Annotated in this window: 15 protein-coding genes and 1 pseudogene; 4 read left to right on the forward strand and 12 right to left on the reverse strand. The window is 66.2% G+C overall.

Features of this window, described 5'->3' with window-relative positions:
* Positions 1-85: 85 nt before the first annotated feature.
* Positions 86-355, forward strand: coding sequence for a hypothetical protein (locus tag ACE10W_RS26470; protein ID WP_038967743.1), 270 nt, complete (start codon positions 86-88; stop codon positions 353-355).
* A gap of 177 nt (positions 356-532) precedes the next feature.
* Here the strand turns inward: ACE10W_RS26470 and ACE10W_RS26475 are convergent, their stop codons facing one another.
* Entirely contained in the window at positions 533-889 is a 357-nt protein-coding gene (locus ACE10W_RS26475; RefSeq protein ID WP_028173251.1) for a hypothetical protein, read from the reverse strand.
* 401 nt (positions 890-1,290) lie between these two features.
* Between ACE10W_RS26475 and ACE10W_RS26480 the strand changes: the two genes are divergently transcribed.
* Positions 1,291-2,391 (forward strand): hypothetical protein, encoded by a 1,101-nt coding sequence (locus ACE10W_RS26480; RefSeq protein ID WP_236842093.1) that lies wholly within the window; start codon positions 1,291-1,293, stop codon positions 2,389-2,391.
* 290 nt (positions 2,392-2,681) lie between these two features.
* On the opposite strand, the gene ACE10W_RS26485 is transcribed toward ACE10W_RS26480, so the two are convergent.
* Positions 2,682-3,296 carry a DUF2147 domain-containing protein gene (locus ACE10W_RS26485; protein WP_028173249.1) on the reverse strand — a complete coding sequence of 205 codons (615 nt, stop codon included), beginning with the start codon at positions 3,294-3,296 and terminating at the stop codon, positions 2,682-2,684.
* Positions 3,297-3,402: 106 nt separating this feature from the next.
* Positions 3,403-4,431 carry an NAD(P)/FAD-dependent oxidoreductase gene (locus tag ACE10W_RS26490; protein ID WP_375762059.1) on the reverse strand — a complete coding sequence of 343 codons (1,029 nt, stop codon included), beginning with the start codon at positions 4,429-4,431 and terminating at the stop codon, positions 3,403-3,405.
* 178 nt (positions 4,432-4,609) lie between these two features.
* Here ACE10W_RS26490 and ACE10W_RS26495 point away from each other — a divergent pair, with 178 nt between their 5' ends.
* Positions 4,610-5,077 (forward strand): thioesterase family protein, encoded by a 468-nt coding sequence (locus tag ACE10W_RS26495; protein ID WP_028173248.1) that lies wholly within the window; start codon positions 4,610-4,612, stop codon positions 5,075-5,077.
* Positions 5,078-5,095: 18 nt separating this feature from the next.
* Here the strand turns inward: ACE10W_RS26495 and ACE10W_RS26500 are convergent, their stop codons facing one another.
* Positions 5,096-5,416 (reverse strand): 2Fe-2S iron-sulfur cluster-binding protein, encoded by a 321-nt coding sequence (locus ACE10W_RS26500; protein ID WP_011088626.1) that lies wholly within the window; start codon positions 5,414-5,416, stop codon positions 5,096-5,098.
* A gap of 171 nt (positions 5,417-5,587) precedes the next feature.
* Positions 5,588-5,962 carry an Hpt domain-containing protein gene (locus ACE10W_RS26505; protein WP_028173247.1) on the reverse strand — a complete coding sequence of 125 codons (375 nt, stop codon included), beginning with the start codon at positions 5,960-5,962 and terminating at the stop codon, positions 5,588-5,590.
* A gap of 399 nt (positions 5,963-6,361) precedes the next feature.
* Between ACE10W_RS26505 and ACE10W_RS26510 the strand changes: the two genes are divergently transcribed.
* Positions 6,362-12,073, forward strand: coding sequence for a negative regulator of septation ring formation (locus tag ACE10W_RS26510; protein WP_182868905.1), 5,712 nt, complete (start codon positions 6,362-6,364; stop codon positions 12,071-12,073).
* A 68-nt stretch (positions 12,074-12,141) separates the two neighbouring features.
* On the opposite strand, the pseudogene ACE10W_RS26515 reads toward ACE10W_RS26510, so the two are convergent.
* The 7 genes and pseudogenes from ACE10W_RS26515 to ACE10W_RS26545 all read right to left on the reverse strand — a co-directional run bounded on the left by ACE10W_RS26515 (position 12,142) and on the right by ACE10W_RS26545 (position 21,188).
* Positions 12,142-12,795: pseudogene (locus ACE10W_RS26515) on the reverse strand (response regulator).
* Positions 12,792-16,364, reverse strand: a complete 3,573-nt coding sequence (locus tag ACE10W_RS26520) for a PAS domain-containing hybrid sensor histidine kinase/response regulator (RefSeq protein WP_244651810.1) — start codon at positions 16,362-16,364, stop codon at positions 12,792-12,794. The pseudogene ACE10W_RS26515 and the gene ACE10W_RS26520 overlap by 4 nt, the downstream one beginning before the upstream one ends.
* A 126-nt stretch (positions 16,365-16,490) precedes the next feature.
* Complete coding sequence (gene mctP, locus ACE10W_RS26525; protein ID WP_182872150.1) at positions 16,491-17,981, reverse strand: monocarboxylate uptake permease MctP; 1,491 nt, start codon at positions 17,979-17,981, stop codon at positions 16,491-16,493.
* Positions 17,971-18,147: a DUF3311 domain-containing protein gene (locus ACE10W_RS26530; protein WP_011088632.1), complete on the reverse strand. Its 177-nt coding sequence runs from the start codon at positions 18,145-18,147 to the stop codon at positions 17,971-17,973. The genes mctP and ACE10W_RS26530 overlap by 11 nt, the downstream gene beginning before the upstream one ends.
* A gap of 224 nt (positions 18,148-18,371) precedes the next feature.
* Complete coding sequence (locus tag ACE10W_RS26535; RefSeq protein WP_011088633.1) at positions 18,372-19,250, reverse strand: MlaD family protein; 879 nt, start codon at positions 19,248-19,250, stop codon at positions 18,372-18,374.
* 19 nt (positions 19,251-19,269) lie between these two features.
* Positions 19,270-20,052, reverse strand: coding sequence for an ABC transporter ATP-binding protein (locus tag ACE10W_RS26540; protein ID WP_028173242.1), 783 nt, complete (start codon positions 20,050-20,052; stop codon positions 19,270-19,272).
* Between the two features lie 2 nt (positions 20,053-20,054).
* The gene (locus ACE10W_RS26545; protein ID WP_028173241.1) at positions 20,055-21,188 is read right to left on the reverse strand and encodes an ABC transporter permease; all 1,134 of its coding nucleotides are present in this window, start codon (positions 21,186-21,188) and stop codon (positions 20,055-20,057) included.
* Positions 21,189-21,288 lie beyond the last annotated feature (100 nt).

Raw genomic sequence — 21,288 nt, forward strand, 5'->3', positions numbered from 1 at the left:
CGATCGAATGTTCGCACACCAGCGAACCTGTTGCGGCATCGATGCGACCAAACCTCCGATTGCCATCTTTCACGGAGATTTTCCAATGCGTGTTCTCTCGATGATTGCCATTGCCGGCGCGATGATTGCGAGCTCGGCCGGGGCGTTCGCCGGCGAGCTTCCTTCTTACGAAATCAAGTCGTTTCCGATCTCGGCAACGCAGGTGCAGGTGCTCGGCGGCGCCGGCGTCGAGGAGCAGTCGGCTTCGCCTGCGATGACCGTCGCCGGCATGCCCGCCTCGCCCGCGCAAGTCTCGGTGCTGTCGCCGCGGGTCAAACGGCTCGCGAGCGCCGGTTCGGCGAGCGAGGCGCGCTAAGCGTCCGTCACCGGACAACGATCGCATCGTTGAGCTGAAGTTTCCACAACGTCATGGCCGGGCTCGTCCCGGCCATGCACGTCTTGCCGAGGCCACTCAGAACGTGGATGCCCGGGACGAGCCCCCGGGCATGACGAACCTCTTCCGCGCCGTCAGGAGTTCGGCGCTCGCACGTTTCTACGTCATGCTGCCCGGCATGAAGCAGCGCACGCGCGGATGGCCGTCGATATAGTGCTTCCACACCATGGTGCGGCCGATCTTGTTCGGCTCGGTGATCACGGCACCGTCGGGCACGACCACCCATTCGTCGTCGAGATGCACACGGTAACGCCCCTTGTCGGATTCCCAATCGACATCGGCGACCACGTAGCCGTCGGCATCCGAGCAGCATTGTCCGTATTCGCTGCGCAGGCTCTCGAACCAGGGCTTGAGCGGCGAGTTGGCGTAGCGGCCGTCGTCGCGCGCCAGCGCCGAGGTCGCAAGCAGCGCCATCAGCCCCAGCGGCGCCGCCGCACATAGTCTGGCAAGTCGCATGTCGTCTTCCCGCAGATCGCAATCAGCGCCGCGAGGGATAGGCGCCGCCGTCGGCCCTCCGCACAGTGGCGGCAGGCGTGGAGACGGCGACTCGCTCCCCAGCGGCTTTGCGACAGCTATGCAAATCCGGCGCCAGCGCGCATTCCGGAGAACTACTGCTCGCACGGTGTTGCCCATGTCGGCACGCACGTCCTGCATGCTCCGGGTGCCGGCGATTTGTCGCGCATTTTCGAGGCTTTCCTTGTCGCACCTCAACGTGTACGAACGTGGCCGCGAAACCTATCGCATTTGTTTAACCGGCTGTTTCGATTAGAGAAATCAGGTGACGGCGTGACTGGCATTGGACCGGCAGCGCTATGAGTTCGAGAGAGTTGCTCCCTGGCCAGCAGGACGCGACCGATTTGCCCGCAAACGAGGTGCAGTTTGCGCTGGTGATTTCGCGCATGCTGGAGACGGTGAAGGATGATCCGGAGTTCAGGCGGCAGCTCGTCTACGATCTTGCCCGCTACAAGCTCCAGGAGCAGTTCACCTACGCCGACGCCAAGAACATCGACCAGATGAAGCGGGCGCTCGAGGTCGCAATCGAGGAGGTCGAGAAGTTCTCGCGTGAAGAGGCGCCGCTGGAGCGGTTGCCGCAACATCAACTCACATCGGCGAAGGCGGGCGAGACAGGCGGCCCACTTCTGTCCGCCGACGCTCCGGTCCTGCGATCGGCGATCGAGACATCCAGGCGGCCTGCGATCTCGGGTCCGCTCTGGCCGGTGATGAAGCGTACGGGGGCCATCCTGCTTGCCGCCGGCGCCATCGTTCTTCTCATCTCGCAGCGAGACCATATCGCCGCGCTGCGCCGGCTGGTTTCGTCCCAGGCCCAGGAGATCGCGCTGGTCCCGCCCAGACCGGAGACGACGATCACGGTCAGCAAGCCGGAAATGGTGACCGCCGTCGCACCGCCGTTGAAACCGACGCGCGTGCTTCCAACCGACTACGGCGTCTACGCCTTGATCGACGACAAATCGCTGGCGGAGTTGAATGCGACCGGCGTCATGGCGCCGGACATGCGCGTCGCGATTTCACCGGAGTTCAAGAAGCCAGATCGGCCGCATCTGCCGAACGGCCGCGTCAAATTCATCGTGTTCCGCCGCGACGCCGCACACGCGATTCCCGAACGCGTCGAGGTTCGGGTCGTGGCGAAGATCGCCAGGGAGTTTTCGACCGACGCCGCAGGCAAGACGCTGAATGGCGGAGACGACGTCGGCGTCATCCGCAACTTCGCCTATCCGTTCCGGGTGTCACCGATTCCAGGGACACCCGAGATGCACGAGCTTCACACCGGCGATTCAGAGCTCGAACTTGCGCCCGGACATTACGTCCTGAGCCTGGGCACGCAGGCCTATTATTTCCAGGTCGACGGCGAGATCACCGATCCCCGGCAATGCCTCGAGCGGGTCGTTGCCGGCAACGGCACCTTCTATGCGCCGTGCAAGAAGGCGCGGACGTATTGACGATTCCGTAGCCCGGGTGAGCGCAGCGATATCAGGGACAAGTGGTCCCGCATATCGCTTCGCTCATGCGGGCGACAAGAGAATGCGGAAGCAACCTTACTGGATTGCTTCGCTACGCTCGCAATGACGAGACGAGGCGCGCACGTGCCACGCACTCAGCTGTCATCGCCCGCGAAGGCGGGCGATCCAGTACTCCGTGACGGACGTGATTGAATCGAGAGGCTGCGGCGTACTGGATTCCCCGCCTGCGCGGGGAATGACAGCGGCATGTGAAACAACGACTGTAGAGCCTACTGCTTCGGCGCCGGCGCCATCATTGCGCCGCCCTTCTTCGCCGCGGGCGCGGGTGCGGGCTTGGTCGCTGCGGCCTGTGCGGGCAGATATTTGGCAACGATGGCGGGATCGACCTGCGCGATGTTGGCGTCCGGCAGGCGCGTCCAGGTCTCGTCCTTGCCGAACAGGGAGATGCCGAGGAAGCCGCGCATGGTCAGGGTCTGGCCATCGGGGCTCACCGTCATCTTGGCCTTCCAGATATTGCCGTCGCGCGGATTGACCACGTTACCGCCATCATACTTCAACCCGTCGCGCTTCATGTCGCGGATGAAGGAAAGGCCTAGCACCGGCGCGTTCTTGCGATCGTCCGTGCACTTCGCACAGACCTCGTTCGGATCGTCGCCGGGCCGCGGGAACGTCTTGGCGATCACGCCTTCGAACACACCGTTGTGGTCGACGAAGAGGAACCATCCCACCGTCTTGCCGTCTTCGACCTTCTGCCAGAGCCCTGCGGCGGTTGGCTGGGCCGACGTCGCAACCGGGGCTTGCGCCGCAGCCGGGCTCACCGCGCCGAGCGACAGCGCGAGCGTGAGGAGCGAGAGCAGCCGAAAGCTGGGAAACGGATTCCGCATTATGATCACCTTGCTATTCCACGACTGGAATGGCCGCAGACTACGGCGATTTCGCGAACGGTTCCAGCACCAGAAACATGGGGCATCCTTCCCACCCCGCTCGCGGTCAGCTGACCCCGAGCTTCTTTTGCAGGCTGGAGGACGAGGTCGTGTACTGGAACACGAGCCGCTTCTCCGGATAGACGTAGCGATGGGCTTTTTGCGACATCAGCGCGCCCTCGTGGAAGCCGCACAGGATCAGCTTGATCTTGCCGGGATAGGTGTTGATGTCGCCGATGGCGAAGATGCCTGATATGTTGGTCTCGAACGCGGATGTCTCGACCGGCACCAGATTGTTCTCCAACGCAATGCCCCAGTTCGCGACCGGACCGAGCTTCATGGTCAGCCCGAAGAACGGCAGCATGGCATCGCAGGCGATCTCGGTGACGTTGTTGTCGTTGCCCTTGATCGTCGCGCCGGTCAGCTTGCCGTCAGTGCCGGCGAGCGAAGTGATCTGGCCGAGCCGGAGATCCATCTTGCCGGCCGCGACCAGCGCGCGCATCTGCTCGACGCTGTGAGGGGCTGCGCGAAATTCGTCGCGACGGTGCAGAAGCGTGATGCGCTTGGCCACAGGATGCAGATTGAGCGTCCAGTCGAGTGCGGAATCGCCGCCGCCGACGATCAGCACGTTCTTGTCGCGGAACGTCTCCATCTTGCGCACGGCGTAATGCACCGAGGTGCCTTCATAGGCTTCGATGCCCGGCACCGGCGGACGCTTGGGCTGGAACGAGCCGCCGCCGGCCGCGATCACCAGCACCTTGCATTCGAACACCTTGCCGGCATCGGTGGTGCAGCGAAATGCGGGATCGCCGATCTTCTCCACCGTCTCGACCATCTCGCCGAGATGGAAGGTCGGATGGAACGGCTTGATCTGCTCCATCAGCGCGTCGGTGAGCCCCTGCCCCGAAACATGCGGAATGCCGGGAATGTCGTAGATCGGCTTTTCCGGATAGAGCTCGGCGCACTGGCCGCCGACCTTGTCGAGGATGTCGACGAAATGGGCCTTCATATCGAGAAGGCCGAGCTCGAAGGCGGCGAACAGACCGCAGGGGCCGGCGCCAATAATCAGCACATCGGTTTTGATCACGTCGCTCATGTCGTCTCTTTATCGTTATCGGTTGGACGGCGCCCTTTGGGCCGAGGTGACCCTGCCTGTCTAGCCAACGGGGATGGATCAGGGAAGGCATAAAAGCGGGAGCGCCCCGCAACCGCGCCCACTTGCCGGGTCAAAATAACTGGGCTGTAACGAGGCTGGATATGACGGAGATCAATCGGTGAACGCACCAAGCCGCCTCGATACGACGCCGCGCCTGGAGGACTACCCCTACCGCCTCAGCGACAACGTCCGCTTCGGCGATCTCGATCCCAACCAGCACGTCAACAACGCGGTCTATGCCACCTATTTCGAGACCGGCCGTGTCACCCTGATGAAGAGCCCGGACTACGGGCTGACGCCGCCGGGCCTCGCCTGGATCATGGTGCGGCTCGACATCCATTTCCGCGCCGAGCTGCACTGGCCGAACACGATCGAGCTCGGCCTCGGCGTGGTGAAACTGGGACGGACGTCAGTGACCTTCGAGCAGGTCGTGTTCTCGCAGGGAAAATGCATCGCCTCGGCGACGTCGGTCGGCGTCATGCTCGACGAGGCGACGCGGCGGCCGGCGCCGCTGACCGCGGAGATCGTCGAGAAGCTCAGACCCTGGCACAAGCGCGGCATCGAGGTCGCGCCGCCTGGCACCTGATGCAGGGGGACGGTCGGATCAGGCCTGGCGTTCCGGCGTCGACACGACCAGCCCGTCGAGCTCGTCGGAGACCTTGATCTGGCAGGATAGGCGCGAGTTCGGGCGCACGTCGAAGCCGAAGTCGAGCATGTCCTCTTCCATCGGCGTCGGGCTGCCGACCTTCTCGCGCCAGGCTTCGTCGACATAGACATGGCAGGTCGCGCAGGCACATGCGCCGCCGCATTCGGCCTCGATGCCGGGAATGCTGTTGCGGATGGCGGCTTCCATCACGGTTGCGCCGTTCTCGATTTCCACCGTACGGGTTTCGCCCTTGTGGTCGACAAAGTGAATCTTGGCCATGTGTGCTCGTGCTGCCGCGATGTTGGGAATGAAGGAGGGTCCGGGCTGTCCTATAACGGGTCGGTTAGCCCGGCGCCATAGCGTTTTGATGCGAGCTGGACCCCGGTTTGCGGGCAGAAAACGCGTCAAAACAAAAGACTAGAGACACCGCCGTTTGCGGGGGTCGCCGGCCTAGTGCTTCAGGATCGCCTCGATGGCGGCGCGGGCCTCGGCCACGGCCTCCTTCAGCGCGGCGAAGGCGTGGTGCCGGTCGTGGCCGGTCCGGATCGCGGTCTCCAGGTGAGCGGCGGCATCCGCTACCGCAAAGGCGCCGATTCCGCGGGCCGAGCCCTTGAGCTTGTGCGCGAGCGCGCCGGCCTCGGCCGGCAAATTGGTCATCGCTGCGAGCAGGCGAACCGCCTGCTCGGCGAACATTGCGAGCACTTCCTGCTCCAGCTCGGCGTCGCCGAGCGTCATGCGGGAGAGGTGGTCGAGATCGAGGGGGCTGTCGACGGGCGCAAGCGGGGGCGAGGGCATCCATTCCATCCGTTGCAGTTCAGGCGTCATGGCGCAGGACCCCGGCATCGCGCGACGGTTCCGCCGGTTCGGCGGTGCGGTTCCTCCCAGCCAAGCATGGAAATGGTTAACGAAATGTTTGGGCCGCCTTACGTAAATCCGCCCGTTTATTGACGAAAAGTTGCCGCAATCGGCCGAGTCCGGTGGAGAATTGCATTTATTGCTAAGGCGTTACGGCCCGATCCTGTTAACGATGATTAAGATTGTCTTAATCGCGGGCATTTCATTCGCGACGCTCTGCCAATAGGATGTTGGAGAAATTGGCGGACAAGCCGTCCGGGTGGGGACGGCTGAAAGATCCGCGCAAGCGGCATGATCCGGTCTGTGGGCTTGCGTAGCGCGCGGGGCTCGCGGGGGGACGCGTACAAGTAACGAGGGCTCGGACTGAACATGGCGAACACTCCGAAAAAGGTCAAAGACCCGACAGAAGTTGCGCTTTCTGCGATCCAGGAAGCTCTGAACATCAGCGACACCGCTGCGGACACCAGCCGCAACGCCTCGATGCGCAACGAAACGGCGTCTTCGGTGGCGCCCCCGGAGCCCCCGATCTTTGACGAGCCGAGCTTCGAGCCGCGCCCTGCCGCGAACGAGCGGGCCACCGTGTTCGATACGATCGAGGAGCCGCGCTCGACGCGCCGCGCCGCCAACGACGACCGCGAGACCATCGGCCAGCTGCTCCAGGCGCTCCAGAAGGGCCGCCCTGCCCGCAGCGTCTATACCTTCGCCACCATCTTCGCCGGCGTCTGGCTCGCCGCCTGCGCCGCGCTGACCGTCGGCTTCCTGCCCTCGATCCAGGCCGCCATGGGCCAGAGCGGCGGCGTGCTCGTCATCGCCGGCCTGATCGCGATGTTCTTCGCGCCGATCATGCTGTTCTACTTCCTCGCGAGCCTGGTCTGGCGCGGCCAGGAAATGCGCATGATCGCGCAGGCGATGGCGCAGGTCGCGATCCGCTTCTCCGAGCCGGAAGGCTCGGCCTCCGATTCCATGGTCACCGTCGGCCAGGCCATCCGCCGCGAGGTCGCGGCGATGGGCGACGGCATCGAGCGCGCGATCGCGCGCGCCGGCGAGCTCGAGACGCTGGTCGCCAACGAGGTCGCGGCGCTGGAGCGCGCCTATTCCGACAACGAGGTGCGCATCCGCGCCCTACTCCAGGACATCGCGCATCAGCGCGACAACCTGGTCGGCCAGGCCGAGCAGGTCCGCAGCGCCATCTCCGGCGTGCAGATCGACCTGCGCCACGACATCGCGCTGATCTCGGACGCGATCGCCTCGCGCGTCGACGAGGTCGCCAAGAGCATCACCGGCGCTCTCGAAGAGCGCGGCGCCCACATCACCGGCGCCTTGAGCAATGCCGGCGACAACATGATCCTCGCGCTCGGCGAGCGCGGCGGCGACCTGCTCGACCGCCTCGAGGAAGCCAGCAACGAGACCACGCGCGCCGTGCTCGACGCCAGCGAGCGGCTGACCACCAGCCTCAACTTCAAGACCGGCCACGTCCACGACGAGTTCGTCGACCTCGCCGACCGCGTCCACGAGATGCTGAATGAGCGCATCGACCGCATCACCGGCGAGTTCGAGCAGCGCTCCGCCGCGATCGTCGACGGCATCTCCGAGCGCACCGAGCAGGTGCACGACAGCCTGAAGAATTCGTCGGACTCCCTGCTGCTCGAGCTCGAGCTGCGCTCCAACGACCTCTCTGCCAAGATCGACGATGCCGGCAACCGGCTCGCCAACCAGATCATGACCTCCGGCGACAAGGCGAGCGACGCGCTCGACGCCACCGTCAACACCCTGGTCGCCAAGGTCGTCAGCCAGACCGAGACCGCGCACGACTCGCTGTCGCTCCAGATGAGCGCGTTCGACGAACTGGTGAAGAACCAGGGCACCGAGCTGGTCGAGAAGTTCGCCCGCGATTCCGGCACGCTGGGCGCGCTGATCACCCGTCACATCTCCGAGTTCGACCGCACCGTGAAGACGTTCGGCGGCGAGGTCGTGGAGCGCATGGGCCAGCGCACGCAGGACATTGCCGAGACGCTGAAGACCTATGTCGACAATTTCGACACCCGCTTCACCTCGCACGGCGGCCGGATCACGGCCGTGCTAGACCAGCGCCTGATGCAGTTCGAGACCACGGTCGGCGAACGCGTCGCCAACCTCGATGACTCGCTGAACGGCAAGATCACCAGCCTCGACAGCACGATCGACGGCCACATCAAGACCTTCGACCAGCAGCTCGGCGGCCGCGTCACCGCGCTCGAACAGTCGTTCGACACCCGCGCGAGGTCCGTCACCGAGACCATCGACGGACGTCTCAACACGCTCGCCGCGTCACTGACCGACGGTGCCGCGCAGGCGATCCAGTCGATCGACTCCCGCCTCACCCATCTGACGACGTCGCTGACCGGAGGCGCCTCGCAGGCGCTCGAGTCCATCGACTCCCGCCTGACCAGCCTCACGACGACGCTGACCGACGGCGCATCCCAGACGATCCAGACGATCGATACGCGCCTGACGCACCTCACGACCACGCTCACCGGCGGCGCCTCGCAGGCGCTCGAATCCATCGACTCCCGCCTCACCTACCTGACCAGCGCAGTGACGAACGGCGCCTCGCAGGCCGTGCAGTCGATCGACTCGCGCCTCAGCCTCCTGACCTCGACCCTCACGGACGGCACCGCGCAGGCGATCGAGGCGGTCGACCGCCGCATCACCGGCGTCACCGAGATCATCGACGGTCGCAGCATGCACCTGACCGACACGGTCACGGCGCGCTTCCAGGACATCCACCAGGCCATCGAGACCAAGGTCGGCTCGGTCGCCAGCGACATCGACGTGCGCGTGGCGCAGTTCGAGGACCTGCTCGGCTCGCGCGTCGAGGCAGTCGCCGGCCGCATCGAGAGCAGCGGCCGCCAGGCCAGCGAGGACATGATGTCCCGCGCCGAGATGATCTCGACCGCGATCCGCTCGCATGTCGAGGACGCCGAGCGTTCGCTCACCAACCTCGTGGTCAACACCAGCGAGACCATCCAGACCGGGGCGCGCACGGCGCAGCAGTCGCTGATGACGGTCTCCTCCGACGTCAACGCCCAGCTCAAGATGACCTCCTCCGAGGTCGAGCGCGCGCTGACCGCGGTCGGCACCGGCGCCGCGAACTCGATCCTGACCAGCGCCCGCGAAGCGCAGTCGACGCTGGTTGCCGCCTCGGGCGATGCCTCCAACCAGATCAAGGGGCTCGCGGCCGACGTCGAACGCACGCTGTCGGCGGCCGGTTCTGCGACCGCAGCCTCGATCCTGGCCGGCGCCCGCGAGGTGCAGACCACGCTCGTCACCGCCTCCTCGGATGCCGCCACCCACGTCAAGACGCTCACCGCCGACGTGCAGCGCTCGCTGTCGCTGGCCGGCGCCACCACGGCGGAATCCATCACCGCCGGCGCCCGCGATGCGCAGAGCGCGCTGATCGCGGCCTCCAGCGAGACCGCCAACCAGATCAAGGCGCTGTCGTCGGACGTGCAGCGTTCGCTCTCGATGGCCGGCACCGCGACGGCCGAGACCATCACGACCGGCGCCCGCGAGGCGCAGAACACCCTGGTCACGGCGTCCTCGGATGCGGCGAGCCAGGTCAAGTCGCTCGCGGCCGAAGTGCACCGTTCGCTCTCGCAGGTCGGCCAGTCGACCGCCGAGACGATCACGACCAGCGCCCGCGACGCCCAGAGCACCCTGCTCGCGGTCTCGGCCGAACAGACCAGCCAGGTCCGTTCGCTCGCGGCCGAGATGCAGCGCGCGCTGGCGACCGCCGGCGGCGCCACCATCGAGGCGCTCACCAGCGGCGTGCGCGAGGCCCAGGGCACGCTGATCTCCGCTTCGACGGACGCGGCAGGCCAGATCAAGTCGCTGACCACGGACATCGAGCGCACGCTGACCGCGGTCGGCGCCGACACCGCCTCGACCATCCTCAACAGCGCGCGTGAGGCCCAGACCTCGCTGACCTCGACCTCGGCGGATGCCGCGAGCCAGATCCGCACGATCTCGACCGAGATCGAGCGCGCGCTGAGCGCGGCCACCGCGAACGCGACCAACGACATCCAGACCAGCGCGCTCAACGCCCAGAACGCGCTGATCTCCGCCTCCAACGAGGCGAGCTCGCGGGTCAAGTCGAGTTCGGCCGACGTCGAGCGCTCCGTGCTCGCCGCCAGCAGCAGCTTCGGCCAGGCCATGACCGGCAAGACCGACGAGATCGTCACCTATGTGCAGCAGCAGGCCGACCGTCTGTCGAACATGATCGACGCCAAGCGCGGCGCCCTGGTCGATGCGATCGGCTCCAAGACCAGCCAGCTCACGCTCGACATCGACCGCGTCACCTCGGACGCGCTGAAGTCGATCGAGACGCGCGGCCATGCGTTCTCGCAGACGATGATGGGCAACGGCTCCGAAGTCGCCCGCACCATCAATGCGGCGAGCGAGATGGCCACCGGCGCGGTCGGCAAGTCGCTCAAGGACCTCGAGCAGGCTTCGCGCGCGGCGATCGACCAGTCGCGCCAGGTCTCGATCGCGGCCGTCACCGAGATGCAGGAGACCAGCAAGATCCTGCGCACCGACACGGTCGCCCTGTTCGAGCGTCTGCGCGAAGGCAACATCCTCCTCCAGGAGGTGCTGACCGGTGCGCACGACAACTTGAACTCGCTCGAGCGGGCGCTGGTGACGCGCGTTGCCGACTTCGTCTCGGCGATGAACGACGTCACCTCGCGCAACGGCGCTGCGACGCAGAACCTGGAAGACCAGCTCAACGTCTTCAACACGAAGACCACGCGGGCGCTCCAGGATCTCGGCGAGCTGTCCACCCAGTTCGACGCGCACGGCAAGGCGCTCGTCGAGGCCGCCCAGGTCGTCGAGCTGAGCAACAAGAACACCACCGCCTCGCTCGCTGAACGCAAGCAGGCGCTGGAATCGCTCGTCACCACGATCGACCTGCGCACGGCCGATCTCGACCAGCGCCTGTCGCGCTTCACCGGCCTGCTCGATGAATCGCTGGCCGCGGCCGAAGAGCGCGCCCGCGACATCGCCCGCGTCGTCGCGGAGACCGCCGGCGCAGGTTCCGCCGCAATCACCCGCCAGTTCGAGGCGGTGCGCGCGGCCTCCGAGGAAGAGCACCGGCAGACCCTCGACGCCATGCACGACATCTACCGCCAGACCACCGACGAGGCGGATGCGATGTTCAAGCAGTCGACGGAGAAGTTCTCCAACCTCGTCTCCAGCATGAAGCAGATGGCCTTCGAGATGCACAACGAGCTCGAAGCCACCCGCAACGAGCTGCGCCGCGGCGTGCTCGAGATGCCGCAGGAGGCCGCCGAGAGCACTGCGCAGATGCGCAAGGTGATCGTCGACCAGATCGAGGCCCTCGCCGAGCTCAACCGCATCGTGGCCCAGCATGGCCGTGGCCTCGACGTCTCGACGGCGGGCCGCGCCAGCGTGCAGCGCCAGGAAGAGCCGATGCTGGCGGCCGTCGGCGCTCGCAGCACCGAGACCCGCCTGCGCGACACCGGCAGCGCCTCGACGCTGCCGCCGCCGGACCTCGGCATGCCGGCCACTTCGCGCCGCACCGAAGCTCCGCCGGTTGCGCCGGCTGGCAACGACCAGGGCCGCGACGGCTGGCTGTCGGACCTCTTGAACCGCACGGACGCCAACCAGGGCGCTCCGAACGGCCGCGAGGCCCCGCGCGGCCGCCAGCCTGCACCGGCTCCGCAGCCGCAGGCTCCGCAAGGTAGCAGCAATCCGCTGGAATCGCTGTCGCTCGACATCGGCCGGCTGATGGACCGCAACCTCGCCGCCGAGATGTGGGACCGCTACCAGCGCGGCGAGAACAAGGCCTTCACCAAGCGCCTCTACACGCCCGCCGGCCAGAAGGCCTTCGACGAGGTCGCCCGCAAGTATCGCGCCGATCGCAACTTCAAGGGTACGGTCGACCGCTATGTCGCGGAGTTCGAACGCCTGCTCGACGAAGTCGCCCGCGACGGCCGCGGCCCGCAGGAGCTGCGCAGCCACCTGACCTCGGAGACCGGCCTGGTGTACACGCTGCTCGCGCACGCGGCGGGACGGCTGGGGTAACACTCAAGCCAATCGCGAATAAAAAACGGAGGCCTCGTGGCCTCCGTTTTCGTTTGGATGTCCTGGGCTCAATTGCCGCCGGGCTGACCGAACGACAGCCGCTCGGCCAGGACGGCGGCCTGCGTGCGTGAGCCGACGCCGAGCTTGCGCAGGATGGTCGAGACATGGCCCTTCACCGTCTGCTCGGCAATGTCGAGCTCGCCCGCGATCTACTTGTTGAGCTTGCCCTCGACGATCATCGCGAGAATGCGGAGCTGCTGCGCCGACAGCGTGGCCATGCGCGCGGCCAGCTCGACATCGGCGCTCTGGATCGAGCCCCGTCCCCCGACATTGGGCGGCATCCAGATTTCACCGGCGAGGATTTTTGTGATCGCGTCGGCCATCTCCGGCAGGCTGAGCGATTTCGGGATATAGCCGGACGCGCCATAGGCAATGGCGCGGCGGATCGTGGCGGCATCCTGCCGCGCCGAGATGATCGCGACCGGCACCGTCGGGAACTGCGCCGACAAGATGAACAGCGCGGCAAATCCCTGAATGCCCGGCATCGTCAGGTCCCACAGGATCAGGTCGATCTCGTCGGACTGGGATGACAGCACGCTCAGCGCCTCGTCGAGCGACTGGCAGGCGACGATGTCGAGATCGGGCAGCACGGTCGAAAGAGCGCTGCGCAAAGCGGCCTGTACCAGCGGGTGATCGTCACCGATGAGGATGCGCATGGTCACGCCGGGGATGTCCTCTGTTTCGCTTCGAACTGCCGGCTCAGGGCTTCGCCGCCGAGGAAGCGCCGCAGCGCCGCCGGTTTGACCGGCTTCGACAGGATCGCGCAGCCGCGTGCCCCCGCCTCCTTGCGCACCGCCTCACTGCGATCGGCGGTGACGACCAGCGCGCGGACGTCGCGACCCGACTTCTGCCTGAGATCATCGAGAAAGTCCAAGCCGCTGCGGCCGCCATCGAGGTGATAATCGAGCAGCACGATATCCGGCGGACTGGCCGCGGCAGCGAGCATCGCTCCGTCAGCGTCCGCAGCGACCAGCACATGGTGCCCCCATCCGCCGAGCAGTGCCGTCAGGCCATCGAGAATGGTCACATCATTGTCGAGGCACAGGATCGTCATCGCGCGCTCGGCGGCCGCGGGCGCCGGGCTTGCCGGCTTGCGCTGAAGCGATGTCCCCGCGCCGAGCGCCAGCGGCACCGTGACGGCAAAGCCGGAACCGCGTCCCGGCCGCGATCGGACGTCGACGGCATGGCCCAGCAGCCGCGAGACACGATCCACGATCGCAAGGCCGAGGCCCAGGCCCTTCTCCGGTCCGGGCGCGAGACGCTGAAACTCCTCGAAGATCCGCTTCTGATCCTCCGCCGCGATCCCGACGCCGGTGTCCCACACTTCGATGCGCAGGTCGCCGCCGCGCCGCCGGCAGCCGAGCAGGATACGGCCCTTGGGCGTATAGCGCAGCGCGTTCGACAGCAGGTTCTGGAGGATCCGCCGCAACAGATGCGGGTCGCTGCGCACCGCGAGCCCGCAATCGACGACGCGCAGGACAAGCCCGCGCTCCCGCGCCATCGCCGAGAACTCCACCTTCAGCTGCACGAGCAGATCCGCGATCGGGAATTCGAACGGCTCGGCACGAACGGCGCCGGCATCATAGGAGGAGATGTCGAGCAGCCTGTCGAGCACATGTTCGGTCGAGCGTAGCGCCGTGATCGCGCTGCTCGCCAGGTTGCGCTCCTTGTCGACTCCGCCCGATGATGCGGAGATGTGCAGACTCTCGTCGAGCGCGGACAGGAACAACCGCGCCGCGTTCAGCGGTTGCAGCAGATCGTGGCTGGCCGCCGCCAGGAAGCGGGTCTTGCCGAGATTGGCCTGCTCGGCCTCCGCCTTGGCCCGCTCGAGCGCCTCGGTCCGCTCACGGACACGCAGCTCGAGATCCTCATTGGCCCGCCGCAGGGCTTCCGCCGCGCGGTGACGCTCGGTTACGTCGGTATAGGTCGATACGTAGCCGCCCTCCGCGATGCGATCGTAGACGATCTCGAGCACGGTGCCATCCGGCCGCTTGCGCTCGTACAGATAGGGCCAGCTCTGCGTGGCGACGTCACGATTGACCAGGAGTGCGGCGAATTCGGATGCGGCATATTCGCCGCGCTCGACGTTGAAGGCGATCAGGTCCGCCAGCGGGAGGCCGACACGCACGAAGTCCGGAGGCAGGTCCAACAGCGCGATGAAGCGGCCGTTCCAGGCCGTGATGTTGAAATCGGCATCGAACGCGCAGATGCCCTGCGGTACGCTTTCGAGCGTGCTCTGCAAAAGCGTGCGGTTGAAGCGCAACGCCTCGGAGGCCTCGTCCAACATCGCCATCGCCTCCCGCCGCGACAGCGAGTGCCCTTCCAGCGAAGCTGCGATCACCACGCGCGCCGACGCCGCGCCGATTGCGCCGGCGAGAAGGTTCTCCGTGAATCGGATCGAGTCGAGATCGACGAGACCCGATGGGTCGAGACGCGGCCCGGTACCGGTCGTGCGGGAGGCGAGATAGCCGTCGAAAGCCGCCGAGCCCCGCTCCACGCCGACAAAACGCAGCGTCAGCGCGCGGAGATCGTCGAGGCGAACCACCACGCGCGAGGACAGCTTCGGGACCATCTCGCGAACGACGCCGTCGGCGAATGCGGCGGCCTGGTTGCGCTCGACGGTCGATTGCCGTCCGAGCGTCGAGAATGCCAGAAAACAGACGAGGTTGGCCGCAAGGCTCCACAGCGTTGCATGCGAGATCGGATCGAGCCCGTCGATACCGAACAGCGCGTTTGGCTTGAGCCAGGCGAGCTGCCATGGGCCCAGGCGAACGATCTCCCCGACCGCGGGCCAGAGCGGCGCGGCCGAGGGAAGCAGCAGCGTATAGGCCCAGATGCAGAATCCGGCCGCGATCCCGACCGACGCGCCGACCTTGTTGGCGCGCGGCCAGTACAAGCCACCGACGAATGCCGGTCCGAACTGTGCGACGGCGACGAACGACAACAGACCGATCACGGTCAACGGATAGGCCTGGTTGACCAGGCGGTGCGTCAGATAGGCGAGCAGCAGGATGCCGAGGATCGAGAGCCGGCGCACCGCCACCAGCACGGAGGTCATCGGCCGGCTCTGCGCACGCAGGCCGAAGAACCGCGAGCGCAGCAGCAGCGGCATGATGACATCGTTGCAGAGCATGGTGCTGAGCGCGACGGATGTCATGATCACCATGCCGGTGGCGGCCGACAGACCGCCCAGGAAGGCGATCAGGCTGACGGTACTCGCGTCCGCCGCGATCGGCAGCGAGATGACGTAGGTGTCGGGGTCCATCATGGCGCCGAACCTGGTGAGCCCCGCCGCAGCGATCGGCAGGATCAGCAGGCTGAACAGCGCAAGATAGGCCGGGTAGAGCCACGCCGCGGTGCGCGTATGCACCGGCGCCTCGTTCTCGACCACGGCCACGTGAAATGCCTGCGGCAGGCACAGGAAGGCGATAGCCGAGATGATGATCGTCGAAGGCCAGACCGGCTGCATCGGGTCGAAGCTCAGGATTCCCGTCAGTTGCGGATCCGATTGAAACTGCGACAGCAGGGCGCCCGGCCCGCCGGACAGCCCGAACAGCACGAACAGCGCGACAATCAGGAACGCGATCAGCTTGACGACGCTCTCGAACGCGATCGCGAGCATCAGCCCGCGATGATGCTCGCTGGCGTGGACATGCCGGACACCGAACACGATCGCGAACAGCGCCATCGAGGCGGCGACGCCGAATGCGGAGTCCTGCCAGAACCGCAGCGCCTCGCCGCCCGCCCGCTCCGGCTGGAGGATCAGATAATCGAAGCTCTTGCCGACGGCCTTGAGCTGAAGCGCGATATAGGGAAGCACGCCAAGCAGCGATGCGAGCGTCACGAAGGCCGCGAGTACCTGGCTCTTGCCGTAGCGCGCGGCGATGAAGTCCGAAACGGAGGTGACGTTCTGCGCCTTCGCGATCGCGATGACCTTGGACAGGAGCGTCTGGCCGAACAACAGCACCAGGGTCGGGCCGATGTAGATCGTGGCGAAGTCCAGTCCGCTGGTGGCGGCACGCCCGACCGATCCGTAGAAGCTCCAGGAGGTGTTGTAGACCGCAAGCGTCAGGCAGTAGCTGATCGCGGCCGCCCAGGAATTTGGCGAGACAAGCGGCCCACCTGCGCTCCGCCGATCGCCCCACCAGGCCACCAGGAACAGCGTGGTCACATAGCCGGCAGCGACCGCAAGAACGAACCACGCCTGCAAGACATCCTCACCCGAGACCATCCGATCCGCCCCCGACGAGCGGCCGGAGCGCCGGGGCGGATACTAGAGCGTTTTCAATCGCATGGAAGGCTATTCATGCCGGAGGGATTGGCGGCCGGAGATCTCCGGCCGCCGGTGAGGCCAACCTCAGGCTGCCTCGCGGGACAGCCGCTCCTGCGGCATGCGCTTGAGCACCAGGTTGACCACGACGGCAACCACGATGTTGAGGGCGAGCGCCAACAGACCGGTGTAGATCGCAACCGGGCCAGCCCCGAGGTCAATGCCGTGCAGCGGCTTCAACCCGTCCGACCAGGCCAGCCACGATCCGCCTGCGAGGCCGACGGCCCAGCCGGCCAGGAGCGCGGTGCTCGAGAACCAGTTCAGATAGAGGCCGAACACCAGCGCCGGCAGCGTCTGCAGGATCCAGAGGCCTCCGAGCAGCTGCAGGTCGAGCGCGAACTGCGTCGGCATCAAGAGGATGGCGAGCAGCGCGCCGACCTTCACCAGCATGGAAGTGATCTTGGCGACCTTCGCCTCGCCTGCCGGCGTCACCTTCGGATCGATCCACACCTTCCAGAAGTTGCGGGTGAACAGGTTGGCCGCGCCGATGCTCATCACGGCCGCCGGCACCAGCGCGCCGATGGCGATGGCGGCGAAGGCAAAGCCCGCGAACCAGCTCGGAAACAGCGTCTTGAACAGCGCGGGCACGACGTCGTTGTTGCTCGCGAGCTTCAGTCCCGCCGCATGTCCCATGTAACCCAGCAACGCAAGCAGGCCGAGCAGCAGCGTATAGGCCGGCAGCAGCATCGCATTCTTGCGAATGGTGTTGCCGCCGGACGAGGCAAAGATGCCGGTCAGCGTGTGCGGGTACATGAAGGCGGCGAGCGCCGAGCCGAGCGCCAGCGAGGCGTAGGGCACGACCTGTGCCGGTGACAGCAGGATGCCGCCCGAGCCCTTGGCGGCGAATGCCGCATCCGCCGCGGTGAAGATCGCGCCGTAGCCGCCGAGCTTCGACGGCACGATCGCGATCGCGGCGATCACCACGATGTAGATCATGATGTCCTTGACGAAGGCGATCAGCGCCGGCGCGCGCAGGCCCGACGAATAGGTGTAGAGCGCCAGCACCAGGAAGGCGAGGACGAGCGGCACCTCGCCGCTCAGCCCCAGCGCCTTGATCGCCACCTCCATGCCGATGAGCTGGAGTGCGATGTAAGGCATCGTCGCAAGCACGCCCGTCGCCGCAACGGCGAGCTCGAGCCCGCGCGAGCCGTAAGCACCGCGAACCACGTCGCCTGCGGTGACGTAGCCGCGCTCCTTGGCGACCTTCCACAACACCGGCATCACCGCGAATACGAAGGGATAGACGATGATGGTGTAGGGAAGCGCGAAAAAGCCGTAGGCGCCGACCGCATAGACCAGAGCCGGAACGGCGATCACCGTGTAGGCGGTGTAGAAGTCGCCGCCGACCAGGAACCAGGTGATCCAGGTCCCGAACTTGCGGCCGCCGAGGCCCCACTCGTCGAGATGGGCGAGCGTCTCCGGCTTGCGCCAGCGCGCTGCGACGAAGCCCATGCCGGTGACGAGGACGAACAGTGCGAGGAAAACGGCGAACGCCGCGCTATCGACATTAGTCAGCACGACGCACGCTCCTGTAGACGATGTAGGTGAGCAGCGAGGTCAGCGGCACCCAGGCGAGCTGGTACCAGTAGAAGAACGGGAAGCCGAACAGCTGGGGCTCTCGGATATTGTAGAACGGCACGATCATCAGGCCGACGAACGGCAACAACAGCAATAGGCGTACCACGCGCTCTCCTCCCCTGTGAGTGAAACGACGCGCGTCCTTGGCGCGCGACTTGAGCGCGATATAGCTGACATCGCCGCTGGCCCCGCCCCCTACCTTGGCTCGGCCAGACCCCCATACTTTCGTATCTCACCGGACTCTCGCCGTCCTGAGCGGCGCGCACGCCGCGGTCATCGCGCGACGCCGATGCGTGTCGCGCGTGAGACGAATGATGGACGGAGGGACCGCTACTGCCGCTTGCGCTCGCTCGCCGCCGGCTTCGGCGGCTCGGCTGGCGGTGGGGCGGCTGCCGGCGCGCTGTTGCTGGCGCCGAACAGCACGCGGGTCGGGTTGCGGTCGAAATTGTTCACGGCGCGGCTGATGTCGCCGAGAGTGCGGCGGCCGTCCGAGATCAGCAATCCGGAGCGCTTGTCGAAATCATCGGCGAGTTCGCGGATCGACTTCACCGCCTGGAACAGCTCGCCGCCGTCCTTGCCGCCGGCGAGCGTGTTGAGGCCGAGCATGAGGTTGTCGGCCTTGAGCATCACGCCGTCGACCTTGGCCATCACGCCGTCGATCTTCTCGGAGTTGCGCGCCAGCGAGTTGGTGAAGGTCTCGAGGTTCTTCAGCGAGTTCTTCACCGATTCCTGATTGTCGGCGACGATCTTGTTGATGTTCTGGAGCGTGCCGCGGATCGCTTCGGTGACGTCCTGGAGCTTGTTGGGATCGGCGGTCAGCGACGGGATGCCGTCCTCGTCGAGCGGCGGCGGGGGCGCTGCCTCCTCGCCGCCCTTGAGCGAGATTGCGGCGACGCCCGTCAGGCCCTGGAATTCGAGGCCGACCAGGGTGTCCTTGCGGATCGGGGCGTTGTTCTCGACCATGGCGAGTGCGACAACCCGCCGCGGGTTGTCGAGCTTCACCGAGACCACTTCACCCACCCGGATACCGTTGAAATTGACACTGCCGCCGTTGCGCAGGCCCGCCGCCGGGCCTTCGAACACCACGCGCAGGGGACTGCGCTGCTTGGTGGTGTGCAGCGACTGGAACCACAGCACGAAGCCGATCGCCGCGGCAATCACTGCCAGCGTGAACGATCCGATCAGTACGTAATTCGCCCGCGTTTCCATCAGGTACTCCGGCTACCACTCAGCCCATGACCGCGCGGGCGCGCTTGCCATGGAAATATTGCCTCAGCCAGGGATGCTGCGAGGCCTGCATGTCGGCGATCGACCCTGCCGCAATGATCTTACCGTTCCCTAAAACGGCGATGCGGTCGCAAGCGGTGTAAAGGCTGTCGAGGTCGTGCGTTACCATGAAAACGGTCAGGCCCAAAGTGCGCTGGAGCGTCCTGACCAGCTCGTCGAAGTCGCCGGCGCCGATCGGGTCGAGGCCCGAGGTCGGCTCGTCGAGGAAAACGAGGTCCGGATCGAGCGAAAGCGCGCGTGCGAGCGCCACGCGCTTGATCATGCCGCCCGAGAGCTCCGACGGGAAGCGCTCGGCGACCTCGGGCTTCAGGCCCACCATGGTCAGCTTGGCCATGGTGATCTCGTCCATCAGCCGCTGCGAGACACGCAAGTATTCGCGCATCGGGAACTGGATGTTCTGCCGCACGGTGAGCGAGGAGAACAGCGCGCCCTGCTGGAACAGCACGCCCCAGCGCCGCTCGACGTTGCGGCGCTGCGAGGTGTTGGAGGAATCGAGGTCGACGCCGAATACCTCGATGGAGCCTGCCACCTTCGGCACGAGGCCGATGATGGTGCGCGTCAGCACCGACTTGCCCGCGCCCGATGGGCCGACGAAGCCGAGGATCTCACCGCGCTTGACGTCGAGGTTGAGGCCGTCGAGCACGCGCGTCGCGCCGAACTGCACGGTGATGTCGCGGACGCGGATGATGGGATTTTGGATCCCGTTTTGGGTTTCCTGGGCCATCGTCACATCCCGATCGAGGCGAAGAAGATGGCGAACACGCCGTCCATGACGATGACGAAGAAGATGCCCTTCACCACCGACGCGGTGGTGTGCTGTCCCAGCGATTCCGCGCTGCCCTGCACGGCGAGCCCTTCGACGCAGGCGACGATGCCGATCACGGCGGCCATGACCGGCGCCTTGACGATGCCGACGATGAAATGGTCGATCGAGATGGCATCGCGCAGCCGAAGCAGGAAGGCTTCGGGATCGACGCCGCCATAGAGCCAGGCGACGAGCCCGCCACCATAGAGCGCGGCCATGGCGCCGAGGAAGGCGAGGATCGGCAGCGCCAGCACCAGGGCCAGCATGCGCGGCAGCACCAGCACCTCGATCGGGTCGAAGCCCATGGTGCGCAGCGCGTCGATCTCCTCGCGCATCTTCATCGAGCCGAGCTCGGCGGTGTAGGCGCTGCCCGAGCGGCCCGCGACCATGATGGCGACCAGGAGCACGCCGATCTCGCGCAGCACCAGCACGCCGAGCATGTCGACGACGAAGATGTCGGCGCCGAACCTGCGGAAATGGAAGATGCCCTGCTGGGCGATGATGCAGCCGATCAGGAAGGTGATCAGCACGATGATCGGCACCGCGCGCCAGCAGACCTGCTCCATGTGGTGCACGGTCGAGGTCAGGCGGAACGAGCGCGGATGGATCAGCACGCGGCCGCCCGCCGCGAGCACCGCGCCGAGCATGTCGATCAGGCCCGCAACCGTTCCGGCGACACCGGCCACGGCCCGACCGATCTGCTCCAGCATGCCGGTGATGGTGATCGTGCCGGCGTCGACCACCGGCGTCGCCCTGACCCGCCGGACCTCGTCGACGAGGCTCGAATAATTGGCGGAAAGGCCCGCGATCTGCGCCTCGACCGCTCCTTGCGTCAGGCTGCGGCGCAGCCGCTCGATCAGCCACGCACCGAACGTGTCGAGCTTGGCGACCTCGGAGACGTCGATGAAGATGCTCTGGGGGCTGCCGGCCAACTTCTCGGCATCCGCCACCATCCGCTCCAGGACCGGCGCGAAGCTCGCGGTCCAGGTTCCGGTGGCGCAGAGTGCCAGCGCATTGCCCTTCGCAATCCGTTCCAGCTTCGGATCGCTGCTCAAGATGTCCGCTCCCGTGCCGGGGCGGATGAAATCAGATAGTTGCGCACGCGCCCTTACCCGGAGAAGGTATCCCCAACTGGTTAATGTTAGTTGCTAGAGG

Origin of the sequence: Bradyrhizobium sp. B025 (assembly GCF_042257955.1) — a bacterium.
Classification (GTDB): Bacteria; Pseudomonadota; Alphaproteobacteria; order Rhizobiales; family Xanthobacteraceae; genus Bradyrhizobium; species Bradyrhizobium diazoefficiens.